The organism is Natronoarchaeum sp. GCM10025321, from assembly GCF_042663585.1.
Classification (GTDB): domain Archaea; phylum Halobacteriota; class Halobacteria; order Halobacteriales; family Natronoarchaeaceae; genus Natranaeroarchaeum.
In genome coordinates, this window is record NZ_JBHTAN010000006.1 from 2,700,258 (window position 1) to 2,723,184 (window position 22,927).

Annotated in this window: 19 protein-coding genes and 1 pseudogene; 17 read left to right on the forward strand and 3 right to left on the reverse strand. The window is 53.4% G+C overall.

The genetic code is table 11. From position 1 onward, the window contains the following. Window positions 1-218 precede the first annotated feature (218 nt). Window positions 219-1,334 (reverse strand): hypothetical protein, encoded by a 1,116-nt coding sequence (locus ACFQL3_RS16760; RefSeq protein WP_377056378.1) that lies wholly within the window; start codon window positions 1,332-1,334, stop codon window positions 219-221. Between the two features lie 108 nt (window positions 1,335-1,442). Between ACFQL3_RS16760 and ACFQL3_RS16765 the strand changes: the two genes are divergently transcribed. Beyond that, window positions 1,443-1,685: a PadR family transcriptional regulator gene (locus tag ACFQL3_RS16765; RefSeq protein ID WP_377056380.1), complete on the forward strand. Its 243-nt coding sequence runs from the start codon at window positions 1,443-1,445 to the stop codon at window positions 1,683-1,685. Between the two features lie 53 nt (window positions 1,686-1,738). Here the strand turns inward: ACFQL3_RS16765 and ACFQL3_RS16770 are convergent, their stop codons facing one another. After that, window positions 1,739-2,992, reverse strand: a complete 1,254-nt coding sequence (locus tag ACFQL3_RS16770; RefSeq protein WP_377056382.1) for a hypothetical protein — start codon at window positions 2,990-2,992, stop codon at window positions 1,739-1,741. A gap of 222 nt (window positions 2,993-3,214) precedes the next feature. Here ACFQL3_RS16770 and ACFQL3_RS16775 point away from each other — a divergent pair, with 222 nt between their 5' ends. The 10 genes from ACFQL3_RS16775 (at window position 3,215) to ACFQL3_RS16820 (ending at window position 14,777) form a co-directional block, all read left to right on the forward strand. Then, window positions 3,215-4,039 (forward strand): hypothetical protein, encoded by an 825-nt coding sequence (locus ACFQL3_RS16775; RefSeq protein WP_377056384.1) that lies wholly within the window; start codon window positions 3,215-3,217, stop codon window positions 4,037-4,039. Window positions 4,040-5,003: 964 nt separating this feature from the next. Next, window positions 5,004-6,734, forward strand: coding sequence for a DNA primase family protein (locus ACFQL3_RS16780; RefSeq protein ID WP_377056386.1), 1,731 nt, complete (start codon window positions 5,004-5,006; stop codon window positions 6,732-6,734). Window positions 6,735-7,405: 671 nt separating this feature from the next. Beyond that, on the forward strand, window positions 7,406-7,648 hold the full coding sequence (locus tag ACFQL3_RS16785; protein WP_377056388.1) for a hypothetical protein: 243 nt from the start codon (window positions 7,406-7,408) through the stop codon (window positions 7,646-7,648). Continuing rightward, window positions 7,645-8,139: a hypothetical protein gene (locus ACFQL3_RS16790; RefSeq protein WP_377056390.1), complete on the forward strand. Its 495-nt coding sequence runs from the start codon at window positions 7,645-7,647 to the stop codon at window positions 8,137-8,139. The genes ACFQL3_RS16785 and ACFQL3_RS16790 overlap by 4 nt, the downstream gene beginning before the upstream one ends. After that, window positions 8,139-8,525: an SWIM zinc finger family protein gene (locus ACFQL3_RS16795; RefSeq protein WP_377056392.1), complete on the forward strand. Its 387-nt coding sequence runs from the start codon at window positions 8,139-8,141 to the stop codon at window positions 8,523-8,525. The genes ACFQL3_RS16790 and ACFQL3_RS16795 overlap by 1 nt, the downstream gene beginning before the upstream one ends. After that, window positions 8,522-8,905, forward strand: a complete 384-nt coding sequence (locus ACFQL3_RS16800; RefSeq protein WP_377056394.1) for a DUF6166 domain-containing protein — start codon at window positions 8,522-8,524, stop codon at window positions 8,903-8,905. The genes ACFQL3_RS16795 and ACFQL3_RS16800 overlap by 4 nt, the downstream gene beginning before the upstream one ends. Before the next feature lie 16 nt (window positions 8,906-8,921). After that, window positions 8,922-9,068, forward strand: a complete 147-nt coding sequence (locus ACFQL3_RS16805; protein WP_377056396.1) for a hypothetical protein — start codon at window positions 8,922-8,924, stop codon at window positions 9,066-9,068. Then, window positions 9,065-9,427 (forward strand): DUF6908 domain-containing protein, encoded by a 363-nt coding sequence (locus ACFQL3_RS16810; RefSeq protein ID WP_377056398.1) that lies wholly within the window; start codon window positions 9,065-9,067, stop codon window positions 9,425-9,427. Before ACFQL3_RS16805 ends, ACFQL3_RS16810 begins: the two co-directional genes overlap by 4 nt. A gap of 140 nt (window positions 9,428-9,567) precedes the next feature. Further along, on the forward strand, window positions 9,568-10,629 hold the full coding sequence (locus ACFQL3_RS16815; protein WP_377056400.1) for a metallophosphoesterase family protein: 1,062 nt from the start codon (window positions 9,568-9,570) through the stop codon (window positions 10,627-10,629). Window positions 10,630-10,781: 152 nt separating this feature from the next. Then, entirely contained in the window at window positions 10,782-14,777 is a 3,996-nt protein-coding gene (locus ACFQL3_RS16820; RefSeq protein WP_377056402.1) for an Eco57I restriction-modification methylase domain-containing protein, read from the forward strand. A 21-nt stretch (window positions 14,778-14,798) separates the two neighbouring features. Here the strand turns inward: ACFQL3_RS16820 and ACFQL3_RS16825 are convergent. Further along, window positions 14,799-15,628, reverse strand: a pseudogene (locus ACFQL3_RS16825) (IS5 family transposase). Between the two features lie 84 nt (window positions 15,629-15,712). Between ACFQL3_RS16825 and ACFQL3_RS16830 the strand changes: the two are divergent. The 6 genes from ACFQL3_RS16830 (at window position 15,713) to ACFQL3_RS16855 (ending at window position 22,873) form a co-directional block, all read left to right on the forward strand. Further along, window positions 15,713-15,862 (forward strand): hypothetical protein, encoded by a 150-nt coding sequence (locus ACFQL3_RS16830; RefSeq protein WP_377056404.1) that lies wholly within the window; start codon window positions 15,713-15,715, stop codon window positions 15,860-15,862. Then, window positions 15,855-19,226 (forward strand): helicase-related protein, encoded by a 3,372-nt coding sequence (locus tag ACFQL3_RS16835; RefSeq protein ID WP_377056406.1) that lies wholly within the window; start codon window positions 15,855-15,857, stop codon window positions 19,224-19,226. The genes ACFQL3_RS16830 and ACFQL3_RS16835 overlap by 8 nt, the downstream gene beginning before the upstream one ends. A gap of 57 nt (window positions 19,227-19,283) precedes the next feature. Further along, a complete protein-coding gene (locus tag ACFQL3_RS16840; RefSeq protein ID WP_377056408.1) occupies window positions 19,284-19,994 on the forward strand; it encodes a hypothetical protein in 711 nt (236 codons plus the stop codon). Continuing rightward, window positions 19,987-20,958 carry a hypothetical protein gene (locus ACFQL3_RS16845; RefSeq protein WP_377056410.1) on the forward strand — a complete coding sequence of 324 codons (972 nt, stop codon included), beginning with the start codon at window positions 19,987-19,989 and terminating at the stop codon, window positions 20,956-20,958. The genes ACFQL3_RS16840 and ACFQL3_RS16845 overlap by 8 nt, the downstream gene beginning before the upstream one ends. Further along, a complete protein-coding gene (locus tag ACFQL3_RS16850) occupies window positions 20,955-22,232 on the forward strand; it encodes a helix-hairpin-helix domain-containing protein (RefSeq protein ID WP_377056412.1) in 1,278 nt (425 codons plus the stop codon). Before ACFQL3_RS16845 ends, ACFQL3_RS16850 begins: the two co-directional genes overlap by 4 nt. 107 nt (window positions 22,233-22,339) lie before the next feature. Then, the gene (locus tag ACFQL3_RS16855) at window positions 22,340-22,873 is read left to right on the forward strand and encodes a hypothetical protein (RefSeq protein WP_377056414.1); all 534 of its coding nucleotides are present in this window, start codon (window positions 22,340-22,342) and stop codon (window positions 22,871-22,873) included. Window positions 22,874-22,927: the final 54 nt, after the last annotated feature.

The following is a 22,927-nucleotide window of genomic DNA, read 5'->3' on the forward strand; positions in this document are numbered from 1 at the left end:
AGGGTGAGTAACGGGCTACCACAGCCCGGCCGGAGCCTCTGATCTCTCCCTCAAACGGCCGGTCCTGACCATCGGGATAGACAGCCCGACTCCACCAGTCCGTTTCTGGCTCCCCTGATGTGGGGCGGCAACCCACCAAAGAGGTCGACATACCCATCCAGACGCCCAGCCAAACCACCCCGACCGTTGCTTTGGGCCGTCGTCGCCCACGCCGTCAGTTACCGCCCGTCGCCCGTGAAGACCTCATGTCCGGTCTTAACGAGATTCACAAACTCGTTTGCCACTTCCTCCAAGAACGCATCATCGCTCAGTACGTCCGTAGACTCCACTTCCCAGTTTCTCCGGACAATTCGATCCCGTGTACGGTCCTGACTGATTTGGAAGCCTCGCTCCTCGAATAGTTCCGCATTACGGCGAAGCGTATCCAGCGTCTCGTCTTCCTCGCCCCAATAATCCATGCCAACTATCACAAGTCCCCACTCGACAGGACGGAGGTACAGCGTGTACACCAGATCATCTGGGTGGTTGGGATGCTTCGACCGTAGGTGAGGTCTGTGGCTTTCTATGTCTTGAAACGCCGTCTCGGCGCTGTCTACTCCGATGACGGACTGGAGTTCCGGGAACACTCTTTCGACAAGGTCTCGAACTACATCAGGGTATATCGGGTTCAGTTTCCGGTCTGGACGCACACGCGAGAGGTGATGATCCACAACTGTGTTGGTCGCAAGAACAGTGTGGTCGGTTATCTCGGAATTAAACCGCTGAATTTCGATACACTGGATGTTGAGGCCTTGGTCCAGAAGATACCGTGCATTACTCTGGGTCCGTGGCGTGATTTGTTCAGCGACGATGACCATCCGCTGGTCGGGGTTGAACTCGTCTGGCTCCAGTGACTCTCCGAATACGTCTTTGAAGGCTGACTGAAGATCATCAGTGGGCACAGCGGCGTCACTGACCGCCCACCGCCCACTCTGGATGTCTTCCCGGTAATCTTGGTAGATGTCGTCCAAGCGGTCGTACGTGTACGATTCGAGTGACTGAGCGTAGTTCTGTGGCTGGCTCAAAATGGTCTCCTCGCTTGCACTCCCGGAACCACTTTGCCCGACTTTCAGTTCGATAATGAGGAGATTCCCGTATTGATCGAGGGCGAGAAGATCGAGGATTCCGGTGTCGACCGCTGGTTGTCGCCCGAAAATAAACACCGGCTCATCCAGGATAGTTTGAGGATTCGCGTGTAGGAGCGATTCAAGCACGGACTCGTTTCGAATGTCAGACCTCGCCAACTCGTCAGCGGCAAACTCCGAGTTGCTCTGAGCGAGGTCAAAGGTTCGCATGCAACTTCTGTCTCTTACCACCAAGATATTTCTAATGCATCTGATTTTCTAACCGGTCAGGATTTCTTTTATATACCTTACCGAAAACCGGACAGGATTTTCTTGGAGATGAGTCTGATAGGCAAGACGAAGCACAATATTCTTCGAGAACTCAAGAACGGCCCCGCTCACGGCTATGCAATCGCTGAGGAGATCGGAGTTTCATCGGGTGGAATCTACACACATCTGAATGAACTGGAGGAAGAAGGGATGATCGCTGTCACCGAACAACGCGAGGAGGGTCGGCAACAGAAGTACTACAAGCTAACCGAGAATGGTGAGCTACTTCTGAAGGCTTTAGGGGAAAATTGAGAGACGACGTCGACAAGAAGTTGCTTACACATCTGGGTGTAGTGTTCTCTTTATTAGATGCCAAGTTCCTCACGAATGTCCGCGGCGGAAAGGATACCACTCTCAGCGAAGAAGTCCTGAATCCCTGGACCGCTGGCATCACCCGGACCAAGGCTAAACATCGGATCACGCAAGCGATTCTCAAGTAGAGCCAGAAGTGCATCGGCTTCGACAAGCCGGACTTCCTGAATATCAGTTGTAATCTTGAGAGTACGAACCGCCTCTTGGCTCTCATCGGAGATGGTTCCCGAGATGACCGCGAAATAGATGTTCCGGAAGCCCTGGTTTCGGAGCGTTGGTACCTCTCTATTGATATAGTCCTGAAACTGTCTCTCGTCTCCTGTGTTTATGCTGTACCCGTTGCGACGTACTTTCGCATCGTAGATAATCGCGTAATTGTGCATCCGGTCTTTGGCAACACCATCGGGGTTGCGGCCCATCCCCTGGCCGAGCTCCTCAACCTCGAACCCGATCATTCGGAGGCACTTCGCCAGACGGTTCTCGAACAGTGTTTCAACAGCGTTGCCAGTCTCCTCGGCAAGTTCCTCCATCTCCTCGGTGTTGTCAGCAAGGTCAGGGAGAATAGACACAATAGGTGGTGTGTAGCTATCCGGGAGTGTTTGGTGTGTTGTCTCCACCGAATCATCGTCGTCATCTTCATCGAACTCATCGCGCTGTTGCCAGTACCAGAAGACATGCTCAACGGTCCACAGATGCATATCTCGCCCAGTATAGTCGGCCAACGATTCCCGCATCTCCTCGTTTAACTCCCAGAACTCAGCATAGCTGTCAGCCAGGTCGTCTTTCGGCTCCCAGATTGCAAGGTCAGAGAGCGCATTCACCATCGACGTGTAATAGATGGGGTATCGGTTAGGGTCGTGTACTTGCCAAAAGTACGAGAGAAAGTACGGGATTGAGCCTGGACGAGGTGCTTTTCTGAGGTCATCCACCTCATTGCGAAGCCGTTCGACGAACCCTTCCAGAGTCCGAATTTTCTCTTTGGCCGCACTCTCGTCTTCTGGTGGTTGGATAAGGTTCCGGAGAAGATCAGCAAGTTCGTCCCGCCGACCTTCGCCAGCGGAACTGTAGAGCATATTGAAAAACATCATCCCGTTCATACCTTTGAATCCCCAGTACGGGAATCGCTTGTTTTGCCCATCAATCTCTGACTTGAACTCACCCAGCGCCATGTCCTCATCGAGGAAAGCGTCTATGAGGTCACAGAGACGGGGGAGTCTATCACGTCGGCGCTCATCGGCCGTCTCCATATCGACAATATCACCCTGGCTATCTTCCATCCGATATTCATTTTCCTCGAATGCATCCCAGACGCGAGTTAGTTGTTGGTTATCAGCAAGCGGCATCTTATCTGGTTTTCAGACCACGTGCTCAAGGTAGTTGCCCCTCCCTAAACTGGAAACACTCAGTCGATTGTATCAGATAGTAAAGATTTATTATACTATACTTCTTATTTTTATCCGGGAAACACCGTGAGTGACAACAGTGACCAGCTTCGCTTCGGCGAGGATGGAGAGTTAGAAGAAGGCGAGGAAGACGAACAGGCAACTAAGAATGTAGGAGACGATGGAGAGCCCACTGGAAGATTCCAGACAGATGCCCGATACAACATCTTCGACGTGAGCTCGTTGCTACAGAAGTCGGTGAGGCGATCCGACGAGGAGGTCGCGGCGTGGGCCGCTTGGGAACTCGTTAGGTCGGGATACGACAATATGTACTGGAAGCGCATTGTAACAATAGCGACTGAGGATACCAGTGTCGAGAGCGATGTGACTTCACAGGTCCGATCTCTCTACCAACTTGGAACCGGACAGGTAGATGTCGTCGAGGGTTGGTCCGCTGAGACCGAGCGGGGACGTGTCTGTGCCCTCAGAGCGGCCGTGGTATGTGCCCAGGCACAGTCCAGTCGGTTATGCGACTATCTCAACAATACCTTCTCCCGGATTGCTGAGGAGCGCGTGAACGCCGCTGAAGAAGGCCGTGAGCCACGATACGATTTCCCGGCCGGCGACCTCGATCCCGGCGGCGAGCACGACGTGGTATTCGATACTCATACGTCCCAAGGATCGGGAATGAACCGGGGTTACCGCCACTTCCTCGTCCACAGCTCCCGGACAGACTCGATGGCCGATATGGAGGCGCGGTTCAAGCGAATCAATATGGAGCTGGTCGCCGACGCCGACGACACCACCGCGGAGTTCACCGGTACTGAGTTCGATCACGCGCTGAGCACAGTCGACCCGGACGACCCGTGGGAGGAGCCGAACCTCGAACAAGAGACACTCGACCCCGAGTGAACCAACCCCAAATTTCGACGCCCCCTAAACACCCCGATGAAGGTCTCTGGCACCCCCACGGCCAATTTTTACAGACGGTCCTGATATTATACAAGGATGGCGGATGAGTGAGCACGATATGTAGAGGCTTGCAATCTACACCCCCCTGATTTCCTAAGTCTCCCGAGTACTCAACACCCCCCTGATTTCCTTAGTCTTTGATACCGGGTTGGATACTCTCGTGTTACTCGCCACCGCAATTGATGGCATGTCAGCATCGGATTAGTCTATCTAACTATCTAAATTTCGAGAAGAAGATGTGATTCTATAGTGGCAAAGCGAGGCTTCTTCGTAGGGCCGGTGTCAGCTCACCGTATATGATGAAATTAAATATCCAGTCTGGCGGAGTCTGGTGGTTTAGTTGTTCTACGGAAGGAAGAATCACTAATCTTGTGAATACAGAGCCACGCCGCGAGCTTGGGAAAACTTGTATATATACATCACTGTCTTGACTATGATAGGTGAGTGAGAGAAAATGAATATCACCACACTCGGTCCGATCACTAAGACACGGCGCGACGAAGTGAAGGACCTACGTGATAGCCTGGAACACGAAAACTACAATGAGACAATTGGCTATCTCTTAGAAAATCTAAACGAAAGTGCCAGCGCCACTGACGATTAATTGAATCTGAATTGAAAGCCGTCCAGACGGGTTGGGTCGTCCGGACAGCGTCGAACTGAATGTGGGAGCCAATTCGACCAGAAGTGGAGCTTCCGTGTTATCGTACGTCACGGAACTGTATGTCAGTTTTGGTCGGATAGGTTCATTCGGTTAGCCGCTACCGTAGAAGATCAAAACATGACCAATCAGAACCCGGACGCCAACTCAGCAAGTAAGTCACACTTGACAAAAAGAGAAGTATTGACAATTCAGAGAGACAAGTGCAACAGTAATCGAACAACTTTGGGTGGTTCTGAATAGATGTCCCCCGTTAGTGATGTGCCAGACGACCTCCTCAGCTACGACGAGGTCGTTGCGGTTCTCGAAGAAAACGGTGGGAGCCCGCAAGCGCTCCTCAAGCATCGCGGTGCTGGTCCGACCATCGCCGCCTGGAAAGACGACCCCTTCGAGCATGACTTCCAGTACGAGGACCTGATGGAAGAAATCGAGTTCAACCGAGTCGATATGCCGATCGCTGACTGGCGGGAGTACGTCGAGAAGACGGTCGACCGATTCCAGAATGGCGACAGCGATGAGTTGGCTGAGAACGACGAACCACCCCTCGGCGAACTCTCGGCTACCCAGTTCCATAACGAGTTCAACTGGAATCAAATGCAAGACCGAGCGATGGCGAACAAGTGCCACCAGTGGGTCAAAGAGAACGAAGACATAATCTTCACCAACGACCGAGTTCTTGTCTACGACGACGGTATCTGGGGAGAAGACGAGGGGAAGATCGCCCGTATCCTCCAGAATCTCCTGAACGAGCACTACGGTGACAACGTCAAAAAGGAGTTCCTCAACGGGTACATCCGCGCCCACGAGGAATACCGCGTCGAGTGGGAGGAGATGGGCATCCGTGGCACCCAGGTCGCCGTCGAGAATGGCCTCCTGGACCTGATGGAAGGCGAGATTGTCCGCGAGCTTGAGCCCGACGACTACGCCATCATGCGGCTCCCCGTCGCCTGGAAAGGCCCGGACGCTGAAGCACCGATGTGGGACGACTTCATCAGCAAGAGTGTCGAACCTGAGAGTCAGATGATGGTTCAGGAGTACGCTGGGTCGTGTCTCCACACCAACGAATACCCCTTCAAGAAGGCTCTGATGCTCCTCGGTGGCGGTGACAACGGGAAGGGCGTCTTCGAGAACGTCCTCACCGCGATGCTCGGTCACGACAACGTGAGCCACGACGACCTGACCGACATGGCCGGCGCACAGTTCGGACTCCAGCGGCTTCGTCACAAGACGGCGAATATGAACTCCGACATCCGAGGCGGGACGATCGAGGAGACGTCGATGTTCAAGAAGCTCACGGGCGGCGACCGTGTCCGTGTCGAGCCGAAGTACCAGACCGCGTTCGAGATGGAGAACCCAGCCAAGATGATATTCGCGGCGAACAGTGTCCCAAAGGTCAAGAACGCCGAGCGAGCGTTCTACCGCCGCTGGCTGTTTGTGGAGTTCCCGAACCGGTTCACCTTCGACGAAGACGACCAGTACATGGACGCCATCCGTGGACTCGACGACAAGATCGTCGAGCAAGAACTCCCTGGTGTGCTTGCGTGGGCGGTCGAAGGCTATCAGCGTCTCCAGGAGAACCAGAAGTTCACGGGCGAGAAGAACGCCGACGAGATTCGTGAGAACTGGCATAACTACCAGGACACCACCGCGACGTTCGTCCGGAACTTCATCACCAGCGGTGACCCCCAGGTCGACGACGAGCTTGACCACCCGATGCGCGTCGACACGCTCTACCGGTACTACAAGAAGTACATCCGGTCGACGCCCACGGCGGCCCAGAGCAAGCACAAACTGAACAACTACATTACGGCCGAGCATCAGTACCCGGACGCTGAGACGAAATCGAACCGGGCGGCGGCGACCGACGACGACACCTCCGACGTGGTCCGGGTCTGGGACGGCGTCTATATCCCGAAGGACGCTCGGGAGAAGATCAGCGAACGGTACAAGGACGCACTCACGGCCGATGAATAGCCGTTTTCCCTGAACGTAACAGCGTAGTTTGTTCAATTCTCGACTTTCAACCCTGTACGACAGGTAGAGGACCTGAGATACCGTGTAACAACCACCGAAAAAGACTGTTACACGAACTACACACCCTCTGGACGCCGAAATTAGGCAATATCGCACTCCCTTCGTCACCACTACTCTACAAATACTTTGTGTGGAACTGAAAGGGGGGTATGGGGTAGAAAATGGATATACACCCCTTGGTAGAGTACAGAGAAGGTTTTCAGATTTTTCGGCTCTGGCCAGCACCCTAATACGCCTGTTATCTGGTCGTTCACATACCTAAAATCCGCGTAACAGCCTTTTCGGAAGGTTGTTACATAGAGTTTCAGAGTCTCTACAGGCGATTAGAGTGCAAATCAACGAAGCCCTGGAGAACCGTCTGTTACGCTCAGCGTGATTCGGAGTCTGATTGCTACACGACTGGCGCTGACATGCCATCAATCAAGAAGGTACGAGAAAAACAGACCACAGTATTGCGCTCTATAAAGATAAGTAAGTAAACACTTATTACCTTTCCACTCTAATCCTTAATTAAGGGAAATCCCAGAGCTACAGCTCCAAACAACTGGTTTCGGAAAACCCGGTGTCAGAGCACCGGATTCTGTGGGTATCCCGTGGAGACGAGAATCCCAATGTCAGATAGCGACAGCTACGAAATAAACGCATCGGCACCAAACCATCCTGACGCGAAACACGTCGACGCTCACCTCGTGATTGACCGCCGCGAGTGGGTGCCTGGAAAGCACCCTGACCCCCACCGCCGGCACGAAGGCCAGACGGAATATCTGGAGCGATACTTCAAGTGTCTCCGCTGTGGAACCGAGGTTCTGAACGAGCGCGACCTTCCCGTTGAGTGCGACGGTGATCGGCGATGAACATTCTCGACGCCCAGGTCGACTGGCGTGAAGATGTCGGGAATGACCCTCGACTGGAGGTTCTCGTCGACGAAACTCCAGACCGGTCCGAGCTTCGGTTCGAACACGAAGACGGGCTTTGGACAGCCATCGACAACGGGTACGTCGAATACTTCGCCTGGAGCGGTGACGGCAATGATGGCGGCTTCTCCGGTCGGTCGTTTGAGGTGACGACTGTCGACGGCGAACAGATCACGCTCAAAGGGCCGTGGAGTTCTCGCGCCGGATGCGTGAACAAGCGACGGTTCGGGCCGGTCGTCGACGTGCGACTTGCGACTGACCCCAGCGTACTCGAAAAAGGCTACACGTTCCGAACGGGCACCCTGACGTTGGCGGCGGCAAAGCAAGCTATCGATCTCACCGACGACAGGGCACACCTGGAGCGTGTCGTCAAATTCGACTCAGACGAGCCCTACTGGATTCCGGTGCGAGAGAACGTGGGTGACGCCTAATGTCCTCGGAATCAGTCCAGCCAGACATCGGCCCACGGACTCTCAGGGCCGCCACGGAACACATGACTGTCATCGAGGAGGCACAATCGCTGTTCTCTGTCACAACTCAGAGTGGCTCTGAGTATACTGTCGATCTCCGGGAACCCGCGTGTACGTGCCCGGACTTCGAGTACCGTGAGTCCGTGTCCGAGTGCAAGCACATCCGACGCGTGCGGATAGAAGTCGGTCAGGTCGACGTCGAGACGCTTGAGACAGAACTCATCGAGACGGCGGACAATCTCGAATCGAATGCCGCCGATCTCGAAGCCCAGGCACAAGAGCTCACGAACACCGCTTGCGAGCTTCGGGATGCACTAAATCGGTTAGAGGAGGTTTCGGGGCGATGAGCCAAGAGGATGTTCGACCCGAAACCCAGGGGTTGAGCCGACAAGATGCCCCTCAACGGGCCTCAACAGTCTACCAGGGTCTCCGGGATTCAACAGCACCGGTTGGCCAGGAGTGTACAGTCAGAGTCGACGGTGAACCTCTGGATACGCGCTACGACCTACTCAGCGCGAGTCCGTCGGGGTTCGAGTGGGGATACGGAGGAAGTGGCCCCGCACAACTTTCCATTGCCTTACTCGCTCACGCCTACGACGAGGAGTTCGCTGTTGATCACTATCAGTCGTTCAAGCGAGAAATCGTGTCGGAACTCCCTGAGAACGGCTGGACACTCAATTTCACAGACCTCGATGCATGGCGACGGGAGGCGGTCAACAGTGCTTAGACTGTTTGCTCGACTTATGATTTGGTGGATCAAGAAGTGGTACCCTGTGTTTCGGTTCGCTGGACGGGCAACTGGTAACGAGACATACATCGAGACGGCTATTGAGGTCACCGAGGAGAACATCGGACGCATCGTGGCGGCTATCGAGGAGGACAAGTCATGAACGCCGCAAAAGACATCCTTCAACAATTGGGTGTTGACTCGGTTGCCGAAATGGGAGTCAACGAGAACTACACTGTCGAGGTCGATGGCTACGAGAACCTGACTATCGAGAAGATCGGGGAGGATAGGGTTAGTGTCGGTCAATATTACATATCTCGGGGCGATTTGATGTCTGACCCCGAAGTAGTGTTCGTCGTCGACAGCGGCGACTGGCGGCCGGTTCGGTTCACGCAACACCCGCTGGCCCACGACCACGATGAATCCGGTCTGGACCTGGATGAGTTCCTTTCTACTTGGAACAAGAATCTTCGAAATCAGGGTTTCATTGATGCCGCGACACAGCGGATGAGTAGCGAATAGCTCATTCCTGTATCACTGTCGAACCTATCAAGCAACCCTGTAGGTGCGTCAACACAGCGGTGACAATACGTACACCAGAATACAGGGATAGAGCGGCACTCATCAACGCCGTTAACATTGCCTCCTCGAACCTATGAATAGTGACGACCTGTAACGATCTTCATCATAACCAGCCGGTACCGGGGTCGTTGGAGGTCCGTATTTATCGAATAGATACCGATCCAGCACCTCCGCGCGAGGTAGAACTCTACGCTACAGATACGGAACAAAACGATCTAAAAGTCGTCATCTGGGAGAAACATAGTATCTCAGGCGACTGGCACCCTGGCGGTGATTACAAAATCACTGGAGGACGTGTCCAGCGATATGATGACGTGTCTGGGCCTGAAGTACGCATCCACAGCAATGACAAATTCACCATCGAACGTCTTGATAGCATTTCGACCCCGACACGATTGCTCGTCGTCGGTGACACGCATATTGGGTACCGACACCGGGATCGATCAGAGAAGCCGACTTGGGCGCGTTCCGTCGATGCTCGCAAAGGCTTCAATCAAGCTCTCGATATTGCGCGAGAGCACTCAGTCGATGCCATTCTCCATGCGGGAGACGTCTTCGACCACAAAGCAACAGACTCCGACTGTGTAACCGTTACAGAAGACCTCGTCGACCCGTTGAAAGACAACATTCCGCTCTACTATATCCGAGGAAACCATGACACGGAGTACGGTATCGAAAGCCTCCAGATGTTCGCGGACGGGGCCGAAATGCGGCTTCGACTGGGCACCGACCCAATTACGCTGGATAATCCGACTACCAATCTATTCGGGATTGACTACACCGCTGGAAACTTGCCAGATGTCGATCTGGACTCTTTCGTATTAGCATCCACTGACCAGAATATCCTCGTTCTCCACGAAAAGCCGTACCCCCTCGTCGATGAACAAGGCTCGCTCATTTACGATGACGGGGCCAACGTATCTGATCTTCTTGCCTCGGTATCAGCCAATATCGATCTCATCGTGACCGGACATATGCACGTCGGCACACGGGGTCGCATCCCTGGACACGATATTCCCGTTATTGTCACAGGTCCAACCGCGAGGATTAGCCAGTACAAGAAGGACAATCGCCCATCAGTCTGGCTGGTGACGGTCTCTGAGCACGATCTCTCGATTGACCGGATCAAACTCGGCTCCTAAACCGACCGGGAGACTATACTCTAACTGACCCGGATGCCATCAAAAGTGGATGTTTGCGCCGAGTAAATCCGCCCGTCAAACCAGCCAATCCGCTCGCCGGGATTGACTTTTACCACCAAGATATATCAGCTATCCCCACAACCGGTGTAAGTATGCCTTTAGGTTTCCTCCAATCTCGTAGCGGCCGTCCGTGGACGTACGACAGGACGGACGCCGAATTTGAGTTTTATCAAGGAGAAGGATCCAGCGCGTTAGAGATTGTCGTCGTCGATCACGGCGAACGCCCAAATAAGGATTTCCTCCAGCGAACCTACACCGACCGGCGAGGCGGTCGGGTCAACCCGATTCTCGTGGTCGCGCTCTACGATGACAAGGTCGGCCTGTGTGGGCCAAGCGGCGAAGACCCGCCCGTGTTTCGTGACGTCGACCGCGGCCAAGCCGAGCGCGTCTGTGACGCCGCTCTGAAAAAGCCAGATCGACACGTCGCTCAGTCGTTCCTTTCGAATACACTCCCACAGCTTGACGAGGAGCTTGCGGGCCTACGGAACCAGGGCCTCCTATCGACGCACGAACTCAGGGTTGGGGTACCGGACCGCGATGATTGGGAGGAAGCTACTGAACGCGCTCAACAGGCCCTCACGGACGACCCGCGAGAATTGGTGAAGGGACTGAATTACGAGATAGACCGGCTTACTGACCAGAGCTACGTCCTCAAGGACACCAGTGACGGCCACGAACGGGCCGTGGCTATGTTCCTCCAGGAGGACGAGTCGTTCGACCGCAAACAGGATCGCTTTGTCAACAAGTCGCCGGTAGCGTACGCGCTCAACGAAGCCGATAAGCGAAATCTGGACTACGTCATCGGGAGTAGCGGCGACACGCTTCGGCTGTACACGACGAACCCAGAAGCTGGCTTCGGCTCACGCGGTCGCACCGACACGTACGTCGAGGTGAACACGAACCTCCTGGCCGACGAGAAGGCGGCGTACCTCTGGCTGTTGTTCTCGGCAAATGCCCTCCGCGACGACGGTGCCCTTCATCAGATTATGGAGGACTCGAAGGAGTACGCCGCCGACCTCGGTGGGCGTCTCCGGAACCGCATCTACGACGACGTCATTCCCGACCTCGCGGAAGCTATCGCGGAGGCACGGGACATCGACGACCCGACGAAGGAAGAACTCGACCAGACCTACGAGATGGCGCTCTTTCTCCTCTACCGCCTCCTGTTCATCGCCTACGCCGAGGACGAGGAGTTCCTCCCGCGCCGGCGGAACGGTCGCTACGATAAGCACTCGCTGAAACAGAAGGCCCACGATCTTCACGAACTCGTCCAGGAGGGCGGTGAGTTTGACGACTCTTTCTACGACCACTGGGACGACGTGATGCGGCTCTCGCGTGCTATCCACCACGGTCACGAAGAAATGGGACTCCCCGCCTACGAGGGGCGGATTCTGTCCGAAGATGCGGACGTTTCCGAAGCGGGTGCGCGGCTTTCGGACATCCGGCTGAACAACGCCGAGTTCGGACCAGTACTGTTCCGGTTGCTCGTCGACGAGACCGAAGACGGGTATCAAGGCCCGGTCGACTTCCGAAACATCGGCGTCCGCGAGTTCGGAGTTATATATGAAGGGCTACTCGAATCAGAACTCTCCGTGGCTGAACAACCGCTGACTACAGACAAAGATGGGCACTATGAACCCGTCGAGAGTGGTGGCCAGCAAACACTCGGGGATGATGACGAGGACATTGTGGTTGAGGAGGGGGAAGTCTACCTCCACGGCCAGTCCGGTGAGCGAAAGGCCACTGGTACTTACTACACCAAGACGCGATTCGTAGAGCACCTATTGGAACATTCGCTTGAGCCCGCGCTTGACGATCATATCAATCGTATCGATAGACTTCGGGAGGAGGAAGGCGAGAATGCCGCCGCCGAGGCTTTCTTCGACATCCGTGTTTCGGACATCGCCATGGGGTCTGGTCACTTTCTTGTCGGGGCGGTAGACCGGATTGAAACACGGCTCCGTGCATATCTCACTGAAAACCAACTCACGCCCGTTGAGGAGGAGCTGGATAATCTCAGAGATGCCGCTGAGGATGCATTTGAGAATGAAGAATACACACCAAATATTGAACAGGGACAACTCCTCCGTCGTCAGGTTGCTCGACGTTGTGTCTACGGAGTAGATATGAACCCACTCGCCACTGAATTGGCCCGCCTATCCATCTGGGTTCACACGTTTGTCCCAGGTCTTCCGCTCACGTTCCTTGATTATAATCTCGTAACGGGCGATTCACTTGCGGGTATTGGGACGCTTGGTGAGGTGACTGACATCCTCGATGTAGAACAGTCGTCCCTGGGTATGTTTGCTGGTGGACAGAGTGTGATGGGTGAAATTCGAGACGACATCTCACGTCTGGGAAACTTTGCTGATGCCAGTGCTGAACAAGTTCAGGAGGCACGAGAAACGCGAGCGGAGATTGAAGAAAAATTAGAGGAAGTTCGAGCACGTTTTGATGTGCTTTCCGCTTCGAGGATTGATGATGATATTGATACAGACCCTATTTCAGATACGGGTATCGATATAACGGAAGAAGAATGCTACGAGAAAGCACAAAACGTATTGGAGACGATTGATCCCCTCCATTTCCCAGCTTCGTTCCCCGAGGTGTTTGATGGCGACAAATCCGGGTTTGATGTAATCGTAGGGAATCCCCCTTGGGAGAAGACACAAATAGAGCGGCATGAGTTCTGGGGGAGGTACCATCCTGGTCTTCGTGGCGTCTCACAACGCGAACGCGAAGATATTATGGACGAGCTTGAGGAGGATCGCCCAGACCTGGCGGCCGAGTTTGAGCGACTGAAACGTGAGGAGGAACAGCGCGGAAAAATTCTCACAAATGGGCCGTATCCAGGTATTGGAAAGTCTCATCCTGATCTCTACAAAGCATTCTCTTGGCGATTTTGGAGCTTGATTTCGGATCAAGGCTCCGTCGGGGTTGTGCTCCCGCGTAGCGGATTTGTGGGACCGGGGATGGAACAGTTCAGAAAGGAGGTACTGGATGACGGAATAGTCAGAGACCTAACCTTTGTGAAAAACAAATCGGGATGGGTATTCGAGGGCGTAGAGCACCGATATACGATTGCCCTATTCTCGTTTGCCAAGGACAAAAGTGGGGAGAACAAACGTATCCCACTCCGTGGCCCATATCCTGACGCACAAAGTTTTGAAGAAGGTGTTAGTTCTGATCCACCGACATTCCCCGTGGAAAAAGCAAAAGGTTGGGCTGGTTCAGCAACAATTCCATTACTACCGGCCAGGCCTGTAGCGGTTGATGTGTTCAATCAATTGGAATCACACCCTCGGTTGGACTTGGATGAGGAGGGCGAGTGGCGTACAGTTCCCCTCCAAGAGTTCAACGCGACGACAGACAAAGAGATGGACGATGGAACGCAAGTTATGCACTTTGTCAAGGATCCTCCGGACAACTACTGGCCGGTTTACAAGGGGGAATCCTTTGAGATATGGAATCCTGAAACAGGGACTTACTATGCATGGGTCGATCCCGATGTGACCATCACATATGCTCAAGAAAAGAGAGAGAGCTCGTATCACTATGCCGGAAGTCGGTCTCCTTACTCAGACATGTCTGAGGATTGGGTATATAATGAGGACACCCTCCCTTGCTTTGGACCAAGAATAGCTTTCCGCGATGTAGCACGGAGTACAGACACGCGGACGATGATTGCCTCGCTCGTCCCACCTAAGCTGTTTCTGACGCACAAAGCGCCGACACTCATCTGGCCACGAGGTGATGAGCGGGACGAAGCTTACCTACTGGGAGTCCTCTCATCAATCCCACTTGATTGGTATGCGAGGCGGTTTGTTGAGTTGACAATGAGCTTCGGAATTTTCAACTCATTCCCTATTCCGCGCCCTAATGATACGGATCCTCTCCGTCAACGTGTTATCGAGCTTTCCGGCCGTTTGGCCGCTGTCGATGACCGTTATAGTGATTGGGCGGAAGCGGTTGGCGTCGAATACGGCCCACTTGACGAGGAAACGAAACAGGAGAAAATCTACGAACTGGATGCGGTTGTTGCTCACCTCTACGGCTTGACCCGCGAGCACGTTGAGGGGCCGTGTTGAATCGCTGTAAGGCGTTGGAATTCATTGTTTGACGAAGCGCTTTATGTTATAGACAACACACATCAAGGCAATCTCGCGGAACTCACGGAACCAAGACCGCGCTCGCACGGCGAAGCCGAGCGAGCGCTTCACAGCCGAGTTCACGGTTTCGGTCATAGAGCGCTGATTGTAGCGGTTTTCGTCGATTCTGGCGTTGTGTGCGTGGTCGTACGGCGCGAAGATACGATGCTTGATCAGTGGTCTGATGTCGAGATCACGTAGTGCTTCACGGAGTGACTGCTTGTCATAACCTTTATCGGCGGCAAGAGACCGCAGATCGCCCGCATTCCGGCGGGCGATCTGCTCGGCAAGGTCTGCGTCGCTTCCTTCCCGGTTCGTCGAGCAGTGTACGTCAAGGACGGCTTGAGACTCTGTATCGACGAGTTTCGTGACTTTGAGTTTCTGGACGCGGTAGCTGATTCGCTGGCAGTAGTGGCGGCTCGCAGCTGATCGTTCGTAGAATGTTGCGTCAATAGCTCCGTGTTTCGAGGGATCGTGCAGCTGCGCCGACTGGCGCAGCAGCACTCGGCAGACGCTCATACTGATTCGGTCGAACGCTTTACACAACGTGGATGGAGAGGGAGATCGGCCGCGCTGAGGCCGATCTCCCCGGTTATTTGTGGCATTTCCTTGAGCAGGTCAATCGTCATCCGGTAGGACGCATCGAGGTAAATCCGTAGACAATGTAGGGAAACAAGAGCATAGTCGGCGAATCCGCCGCCACCTTCCGGGGCGGCGGATTCGCTTCCATCGCCAGTAACGTTTTGAGCAATCGGCACAACTTCCCCAGTGAAGCGGGAGATTTGCGTCATAGACACTCGCATCCTCCCGCTTCAACTCCTTTGATTTACTGACTCGTTCCGCCGCTATCTAGTGATTCAACGCAGCCCGTTGAGGTGATCTTCGAGACCTTCCATAACGGATGGGACTACGAAGAACGGTTAGAGCACGTTCTCGACTACTACGCAAGCTGGGCGGACCGACTGGACCTCGACCACACCAACCGCGAGGCGGAACAAGCGGCTGGCACCAGAAACGATGACTGAACGGCCACAGGTCGTCGACAACCGGGACGGCAACACGCTTGCCACCGCTATCAACGCCTATCTCTCGGATCTGGATGAGCGGCTGGCAAACGACCCCGATCTCGACATTGTCACCGGCTACTTCAACCCGAGAGGGTACTTTTCGGTCGCTGAAGGACTGGAACACGTTGACCAAGTTCGCCTTCTAATCGGTGCCCAGCCCGACCAAGAGGGCAAGGAACGCTGGCGACAACCAGAGGAACCACGAGGGGAAGCGTACGAACGCAAGCGCATCGAGGAGGCACTCCAGACGCTGGATCAGAATCTCGAACGCGACCGGGACTTGCTTGGCTTCTCGCGTGATGTTGATCAAGGGCTTCAGGAACTCGTGGATTTCCTCCGGAGCGACCGTGTGGAGGTGCGCCGCCACGAGGATAGCTTTGTCCACGGGAAGGCATATTTGTTCTCGGACAGTCAGGGGGCGATTGCTGGATCATCGAATTTCACCGGCGCGGGACTGAACTCGAATCTGGAGCTAAACCTCGGTACCTACGATCCCCACGTAACCGGGCGCGTCAACGATTGGTTCGAAGACCTCTGGGAAGAAAGCGAACCGTTCGACCTCGCCAGTCTCTACGAGGAACGATTCGAGCCCTACGATCCTCACCTCATCTACCTCCGGGTGCTCTACGAACGGTACGGGGATGAACTGGAGGAGGAGCGAGAGGACGACGGAGGTGCCATCAACCTGACCAACTTCCAGCAAGACAGTGTCAGGCGGGCTAACCGGTTCCTCGACAAACACAACGGCGTCATCATTGCTGACGAGGTCGGGCTCGGGAAGACGTACATCGGTGGTAAGCTCCTCGAACAGTACGTCCAGGAGAACCGACAGCGTGCTCTCGTCGTTGCACCAGCGTACCTCCGTGATGGAATGTGGGAACAGAAGCCGGCTGAGTGGGGCGTACAATTCGAGACGGTATCCTACGCTGAACTCCGGAACGACAGCCAACTCGGCGGCGACGCCAACAACCTCAGTCTTCCTGTCGACGAGTACCAGTTGGTTGTCATCGACGAGGCCCATGCGTTCCGCAATCCCGGAACCCAGCAATCCCACGCACTCCGGACGCTCCTCCGGGGTGATCCCCCTAAGGACGTGGTTATGCTCACGGCCACGCCGGTCAACAACTCGCTCTGGGACCTGTACTACCTCCTGAATTACTTCATCAGGAACGATGCGGCCTTTGCCAACGAAGGTATCCGGTCGCTTCGAGACCAGTTCAAGGAGGCTCAGGCGGAGGACCCGTCGGACCTCAGTCCCGATATGCTGTTCGACGTCCTTGACCAGACGACCGTGCGTCGGACCCGACGGTTCATCAAGAACCACTATGAGAACGCGACGATGCCCGATGGTGACGGTGGAGAAGTTCGGATTAACTTCCCTGACCCGAAGCCTCAGCGTGTCGATTACACTTTCACAGAGACGTTCGGCGACGAATATTTCCACGATGTCGCGGAAGGGCTGGCGGCTGGCGACCGTGACGAAGCCGAGCTCACGCTGGCTCGATACCGTCCATCGTACTACCTTGAAGGTGAGGAAGACGCTTCGGAACTCTCACTGGTCGGGCTGTTGCGGACGGGCCTCCTCAAGCGGTTCGAGTCGTCGAGCTACGCTTTCAAGAACACCCTCGACGGGATGATCTCGCAATACCGGATTGCACTCCAACTCATAGAGGAGGGCTATTTCCCTGAGACAAATGCGATTGACGAGTGGGTTGAAACGGATAGTGACGAAGGGATGGAGGAAGTCTTCGACGAGGCAAGCGACGGGAATATCTCGCTGGCGGCGGCGGATGCTGATCCCGCCGAGCTTCGGGCTGACCTGGAACACGACATCGAGATGCTGGAGCGGTGGCGTGATGGAGCACAGGCGGTCAGCCGAGACGATGACGAGAAGCTTCACGCCCTCCGCGATACGCTTGAAGACATCGTTGAGACGGCAAGAGAGGACGCTGAGGCTCGACAAATCTCTGACGAGGACATCGAGTCGGCCTTCCGTCAGAACCGTAAGGTGCTGTTGTTCTCCTACTACGAGGACACCGTCGATTGGATTTACGAGTACTTGGAGTCCATCGTCAGCGAGGACGAAGACTTGTCGTGTTATGAGGGTCGCATCGCCGCTGTGTCCGGCGACGGCTCGAAGTACGGTGTCACACGCGAGGAAGCCGTCCACGGGTTCGCACCGAACTCAGGCGATGCCCCACCGGACGCCACTGACGAGTTTGATATTCTGATTGCGACGGATGTCCTGGGTCAGGGGGTCAACCTCCAAGAGGCGCGAAACGTCATCAACTACGACCTCCCGTGGAACCCGATGCGCGTGGTTCAGCGGAACGGGCGTATCGACCGCGTTAATTCCCCGCACTCGGAAATCTACCCATTCTCGTTCTTCCCCGAGGATCGACTGGATGATCTTCTTGAGCTCGAACACCGGGTTCGAGAGAAACTCACCCAGGCGGCACGCTCGATTGGGGTGAGTGGGGGTGTTATCCCAGATATGGAGACCCTCAACCAGAACTTCGCTGAGAAGGTCGAAGAAATAGATTCGATTCAGCGAGAGGAATCAGACTTCTACGAACAAGGCGGAGCTGAGGCGGCGGCCTATTCCGGCGAGGAATATCGCCAGGAACTCCGTGAGGGATTGGAGGACCGTGAGGACCAGATTACGTCGCTTCCGTGGGCCGCTGGGTCTGGGTTCCGTGGCGAAGACCCGGGCTATTTTTTCTGTGCTCGGGTCGGTGACGAGGTGTTCATGCGGTTCGTCCCACACGAGATGGATGGGGACGACGAACTGGTTCAGGACACTCTGACCTGTTTGAAGCGTATCGAATGCTCTCGTGATACTGAACGGGCTCTCCCAGATGGAATGCGAGAGCAAATCTACGGTGCGTGGGAGACGGCACAGGAGGACATCTATCGCCAATGGCAAGAACAGACAGACCCGTTGAATGTTCAGCCTGACATTCGCCGACTGTTCCGTGAGGTCGGCCAGCATCTTCGTGACCACTGGCCGGATGATATGACCCAGGACGAGCTTCAAGAGACTGTGGAGGCTGTAGAGGCTCCGTGGGGTCGCAAGTACGAACGTGAGCTTCGAGAAATCTACGAGGACGAGTCTCTCGGCCCTATCGAAAAGTCACGGGAGCTGGTCGACAAGGTAGAGGAATTGGGGCTACAGCCATTCGAGGCTCCTGATCCACTCCCACCGATTGAGGAAGACGAGGTGAAGTTGGTCTGTTGGATGATTGTGGCTCCTGAGGAAGATCAGGATGATCAGGAAGACCGACCTGGACTGGTGTCACAAGTTACGTTTGACACTTCATAGTCTGGACAGCAATTCCCCCCGAATTTAATTGTCTACCAAGGAAACACGTTGTGATACATGATTGAATCGTCACCTCTCACGGTTAATTTGGTGCGTGCGGACGTCTCTGAGGAGGAGTATGAAAGCCTAATATCTGGTTTGAAAGATATGGAATATACCCGCGACCGTTCGTATGGGTTTTCGCTCGAATCTGTTGAGGAAAGTCTACTTTCAGGGCATTTAGTCATCACTACACCTACGAATATTCAAGAGTTTGATGAAGAAAGCAAGACAGTAGTCAAGAAACAAATTGATCGAACAGAGCTCATACCATTTCGGATAGATTTGGCGAATGATTTTCTGGAAGTGTTTTCCAATCAAGACGATGTTTCCAAGATCAAGACACGATTGGGTGAGGCCTCCAATTGGGATATTGGGCTAACAGAATACCCTCTTGATCTATCAGCTCTGTATGAAGGTCTCATTGTACAAGATAACGAACTAAGTATTAAATCTATGAAGATAAACAATTTCTCGCCCAGTAGTGACGTGACCGGTAGCTACCATCTGAAAATGTTTGAGGGAAACAAAGCCAAAGAGCTCCTCTCTGAATATGGAAATAACGTTTCTTACCTCGGTGCGGAATTTGATAATGGCACTGAGCGGATTACAGTGGGCTTCTTCCGGAGCGGTTCAATACGACTGTACACTAATTCTGAGAAGGATGATCAGTTACTAACGACGATTAAAACCGCAATCAATGAAACGGAGGTGATGCCAAGTGCCTGAAAGACAGAACCGAATGGGAGATATTGCGAATGATCGACTGATTGCTCTCTTGGAAGCATTGGGTTGGAACCAGCAAGGAGACTCGGATGTAGACATCCCTTGTGAGCTTTCGGCACATCATGAGCGTGATACTGATCACGGCGTTGATGGATATATGGCATACGACGACCCGTACCGGACGAGAGAGCGAGGTGTTGTCATTGAGTCAAAGGCAAAATCGTGGGATAATACGAATGATACCTCAGTTCAGGATGGTGCTACCCAAGCTCTCGAAACACTCGAATGTATTCCGGAATCAGACGAATTTGATGAATACCTGAATAACGGGGAAGACAGGAACGTCGATCTCGCTATCTTAGGTGTATGGGTCCATGATGGCGAGTATGACGATTCTATGTTCGATGGGTATGTGAATGATCTAACTATTAAGAACAAGCGAAGGAAGCCCTTCCAGGTTCTTGTCCTTGGGAACCGTGACTTACACCGATTAGCCAGTCTTCACAATCAGTTCTCTGGATTGAAAGAAACGGAGTTTGATGGTCAGTATGAATCTCTTGATTTCTACTACCCATCGTTACCGGATACTGTCTCAGAGAGAGGAGAACTGGTCGCTCTTGAATATATGATTTCTGATTATGTATTCGCAAAAGGCCAAAAAGTAGTGGGTGAGGGTCCAGACTCCGACTCAAAGGACGTGAACCTCGTGTTCTATTTTGACGACATCCAGCGTGAGTCTCTTGATTTCATGTTCAAGGCTCTACTCGAATATCAGATGACTGACGCCGATGAAATCTGGGTATATTTGGATACGCGAGATCAGACAGAAGATTTCCAGATTGGTAGTCTAATCGAGAGTTTCCGTCAAAATGTCCTTCCAGAAGACGCCCCGGAGTTCCGTTTTGAAAGACTAACACAGGTAAATTATGATACCTACGTTGACGGAATGAGAGGTGAGTCGCTATGACTATGGAAGAATATCCCTCAGACACAGATTTCCGAGTGTTTGTCGAAGAAAAGTTCGGTCGAGATCAGACACAGGATTTCCTCCGATCTAACAAGAATTTCCTCGTTCACGCTAATACCACTGAAGATATTGCAAATATCACTCGGAGAATCCTATTCGGATACGATGAGGCGGAGCATTTGAAAAAAGGATTGCTCGAACAGGAGCAAGAAGAAAAAGCAACGGCATTCACCTTCAAAACAGAAGACGGGTTGGAGGACTTAGAACACGAATTAAGCCGTGCCAGCTCTAACGAGAATGTATTTAATGACAATAAGAACATAAAAATATCAGATGTTTCTCAAACGGACGGTGGATTTGAAGTCGACCTCGAATATGTCTACTGGCGACAGGCTCGGCGGAATCTTATGGATTCTCAAGACAAGAAGACCTCTATTTCTGTGGAAGAAACCGGCGAAGAAGATGTCGTGAAGGTGACTCAGGACTACAGAAAATACGATGAACTTGGAGCTGTTCAGGATTTCTTCGATGGTTGGAACCGGTATCGAATGGAAAACGGGGATGATCCTCTGGAAAAGGGAGAAATAGTCTTAGAGCGGCTTCGAATTGAGGATCGTGTTGACTTCTTCGATGATATTCTCAGTGAAAACCCAGGTAACTGGCGTTTTGATCAAGCGATAAAACTGGGTTTGCGCCAAGGAGATGCACCTGACGAGATGTTCGAGGAAACCGATGATGATGTCGAGGAGCGACTTGACGAGGAACTCCGTGGGATTACAGACGCGGTACTAACGGGTGAAGGTCTCCGAGGAAATGACTTTGTACAGCAATGTATCAGTAACGGCTATTACTTCAAATCCGGGATACTGAGGTTTGTGAATACAGATGTCGCTGAACAAGTCGAGATTGCCATCGAGTTCAAACAAGAACCGAGGAGTTCATTTGACATTTCTATCGAACAAGAGTACGAAACAGTCGACGAAGGTGAAAGAGAGCCAACCACGTTTGAAGAAGCCCGGCGGAAAGAAATCAGAAATACGTTCCGTGATCTGATTATTGAGCTGTATGGGGAAAAAGTGGACTTGCCCGACCTCATCGAAGAACGGAATACTCCACAGGAGCTGACTGAGCTTCCAGGAATCGGCGATACGGTTGCCGAGAATCTTCGAGAGGCGGGCTATGATTCAGTTGAGGAGGTATTTAATGCTGAGATGAACCAACTCATGGAGGTTCCACGGATTGGTGAATCAAAAGCTGAAGAACTGACCCAATAGGTCGCATAACAATTTCGTGTACGTACATAGGGGCTTGTGTATATGTACATACAGAAAACCGGGTCACAGTAGATATTTAGCGGGTGAGTGGGTAGCGGAACTCCTGAATGTCTACGTCTGTAGAAATACCGCCTCGGCTGGTCAGAACGGTGTATCGGAAGGCCAGTGAGCGGAACCAGTCATTTGAGGAACGAGAGGACTGGGACAACAGTGTCAGAACGTGGGGTGTAGACCCGGAAGACCGGCATGCAATTGGACTCTTGGGTGAGATGGCGTTCGCTATTTACGCTGATCTGGAAATCGATACGGAACTTGTACCATGGTCAGATGGAGGCGTTGATTTCGAGGTTTCTATCGATGGCATTGAGCGGACGGTTGACGTGAAAACCAGTCGAAAAGAGCCGTATGCCTTACCGGTGAAGGAGTGGCGTGTTGATTCGGAGTATTATGTTCTCGCCCACTTGGAGGGTGCGTTGGAAGCTCCGTTAGAAGATGTCACGGTAAATCTCGTAGGGACGGCAACGAAAGAGATGGTACTTGATGCGGATCGGAAGAAGTCGAACTTTGACCACTACAATCACGAAGTACCGGTTTCATCGTTGAATCCGATCCCGGACAGCCAATCTATTGTTGGTGAGTAGTGGCGTGTTATCTTTCTCAACGCGTTGTACTATGGAACTCAAATTTTCGCACGA

What these genes read in the sequence shown, in the direction of transcription:
- ACFQL3_RS16760 (WP_377056378.1), bottom strand. Translation starts at nt 1,334, where the DNA reads ATGCGAACCTTTGACCTCGCTCAGAGCAACTCGGAGTTTGCCGCTGAC.
- ACFQL3_RS16785 (WP_377056388.1), top strand. Translation starts at nt 7,406, where the DNA reads ATGTCAGATAGCGACAGCTACGAAATAAACGCATCGGCACCAAACCAT.
- ACFQL3_RS16795 (WP_377056392.1), top strand. Translation starts at nt 8,139, where the DNA reads ATGTCCTCGGAATCAGTCCAGCCAGACATCGGCCCACGGACTCTCAGG.
- ACFQL3_RS16840 (WP_377056408.1), top strand. Translation starts at nt 19,284, where the DNA reads ATGATTGAATCGTCACCTCTCACGGTTAATTTGGTGCGTGCGGACGTC.
- ACFQL3_RS16800 (WP_377056394.1), top strand. Translation starts at nt 8,522, where the DNA reads ATGAGCCAAGAGGATGTTCGACCCGAAACCCAGGGGTTGAGCCGACAA.
- ACFQL3_RS16780 (WP_377056386.1), top strand. Translation starts at nt 5,004, where the DNA reads ATGTCCCCCGTTAGTGATGTGCCAGACGACCTCCTCAGCTACGACGAG.
- ACFQL3_RS16835 (WP_377056406.1), top strand. Translation starts at nt 15,855, where the DNA reads ATGACTGAACGGCCACAGGTCGTCGACAACCGGGACGGCAACACGCTT.
- ACFQL3_RS16790 (WP_377056390.1), top strand. Translation starts at nt 7,645, where the DNA reads ATGAACATTCTCGACGCCCAGGTCGACTGGCGTGAAGATGTCGGGAAT.
- ACFQL3_RS16855 (WP_377056414.1), top strand. Translation starts at nt 22,340, where the DNA reads ATGTCTACGTCTGTAGAAATACCGCCTCGGCTGGTCAGAACGGTGTAT.
- ACFQL3_RS16770 (WP_377056382.1), bottom strand. Translation starts at nt 2,992, where the DNA reads ATGGAGACGGCCGATGAGCGCCGACGTGATAGACTCCCCCGTCTCTGT.
- ACFQL3_RS16805 (WP_377056396.1), top strand. Translation starts at nt 8,922, where the DNA reads ATGATTTGGTGGATCAAGAAGTGGTACCCTGTGTTTCGGTTCGCTGGA.
- ACFQL3_RS16850 (WP_377056412.1), top strand. Translation starts at nt 20,955, where the DNA reads ATGACTATGGAAGAATATCCCTCAGACACAGATTTCCGAGTGTTTGTC.
- ACFQL3_RS16810 (WP_377056398.1), top strand. Translation starts at nt 9,065, where the DNA reads ATGAACGCCGCAAAAGACATCCTTCAACAATTGGGTGTTGACTCGGTT.
- ACFQL3_RS16820 (WP_377056402.1), top strand. Translation starts at nt 10,782, where the DNA reads ATGCCTTTAGGTTTCCTCCAATCTCGTAGCGGCCGTCCGTGGACGTAC.
- ACFQL3_RS16765 (WP_377056380.1), top strand. Translation starts at nt 1,443, where the DNA reads ATGAGTCTGATAGGCAAGACGAAGCACAATATTCTTCGAGAACTCAAG.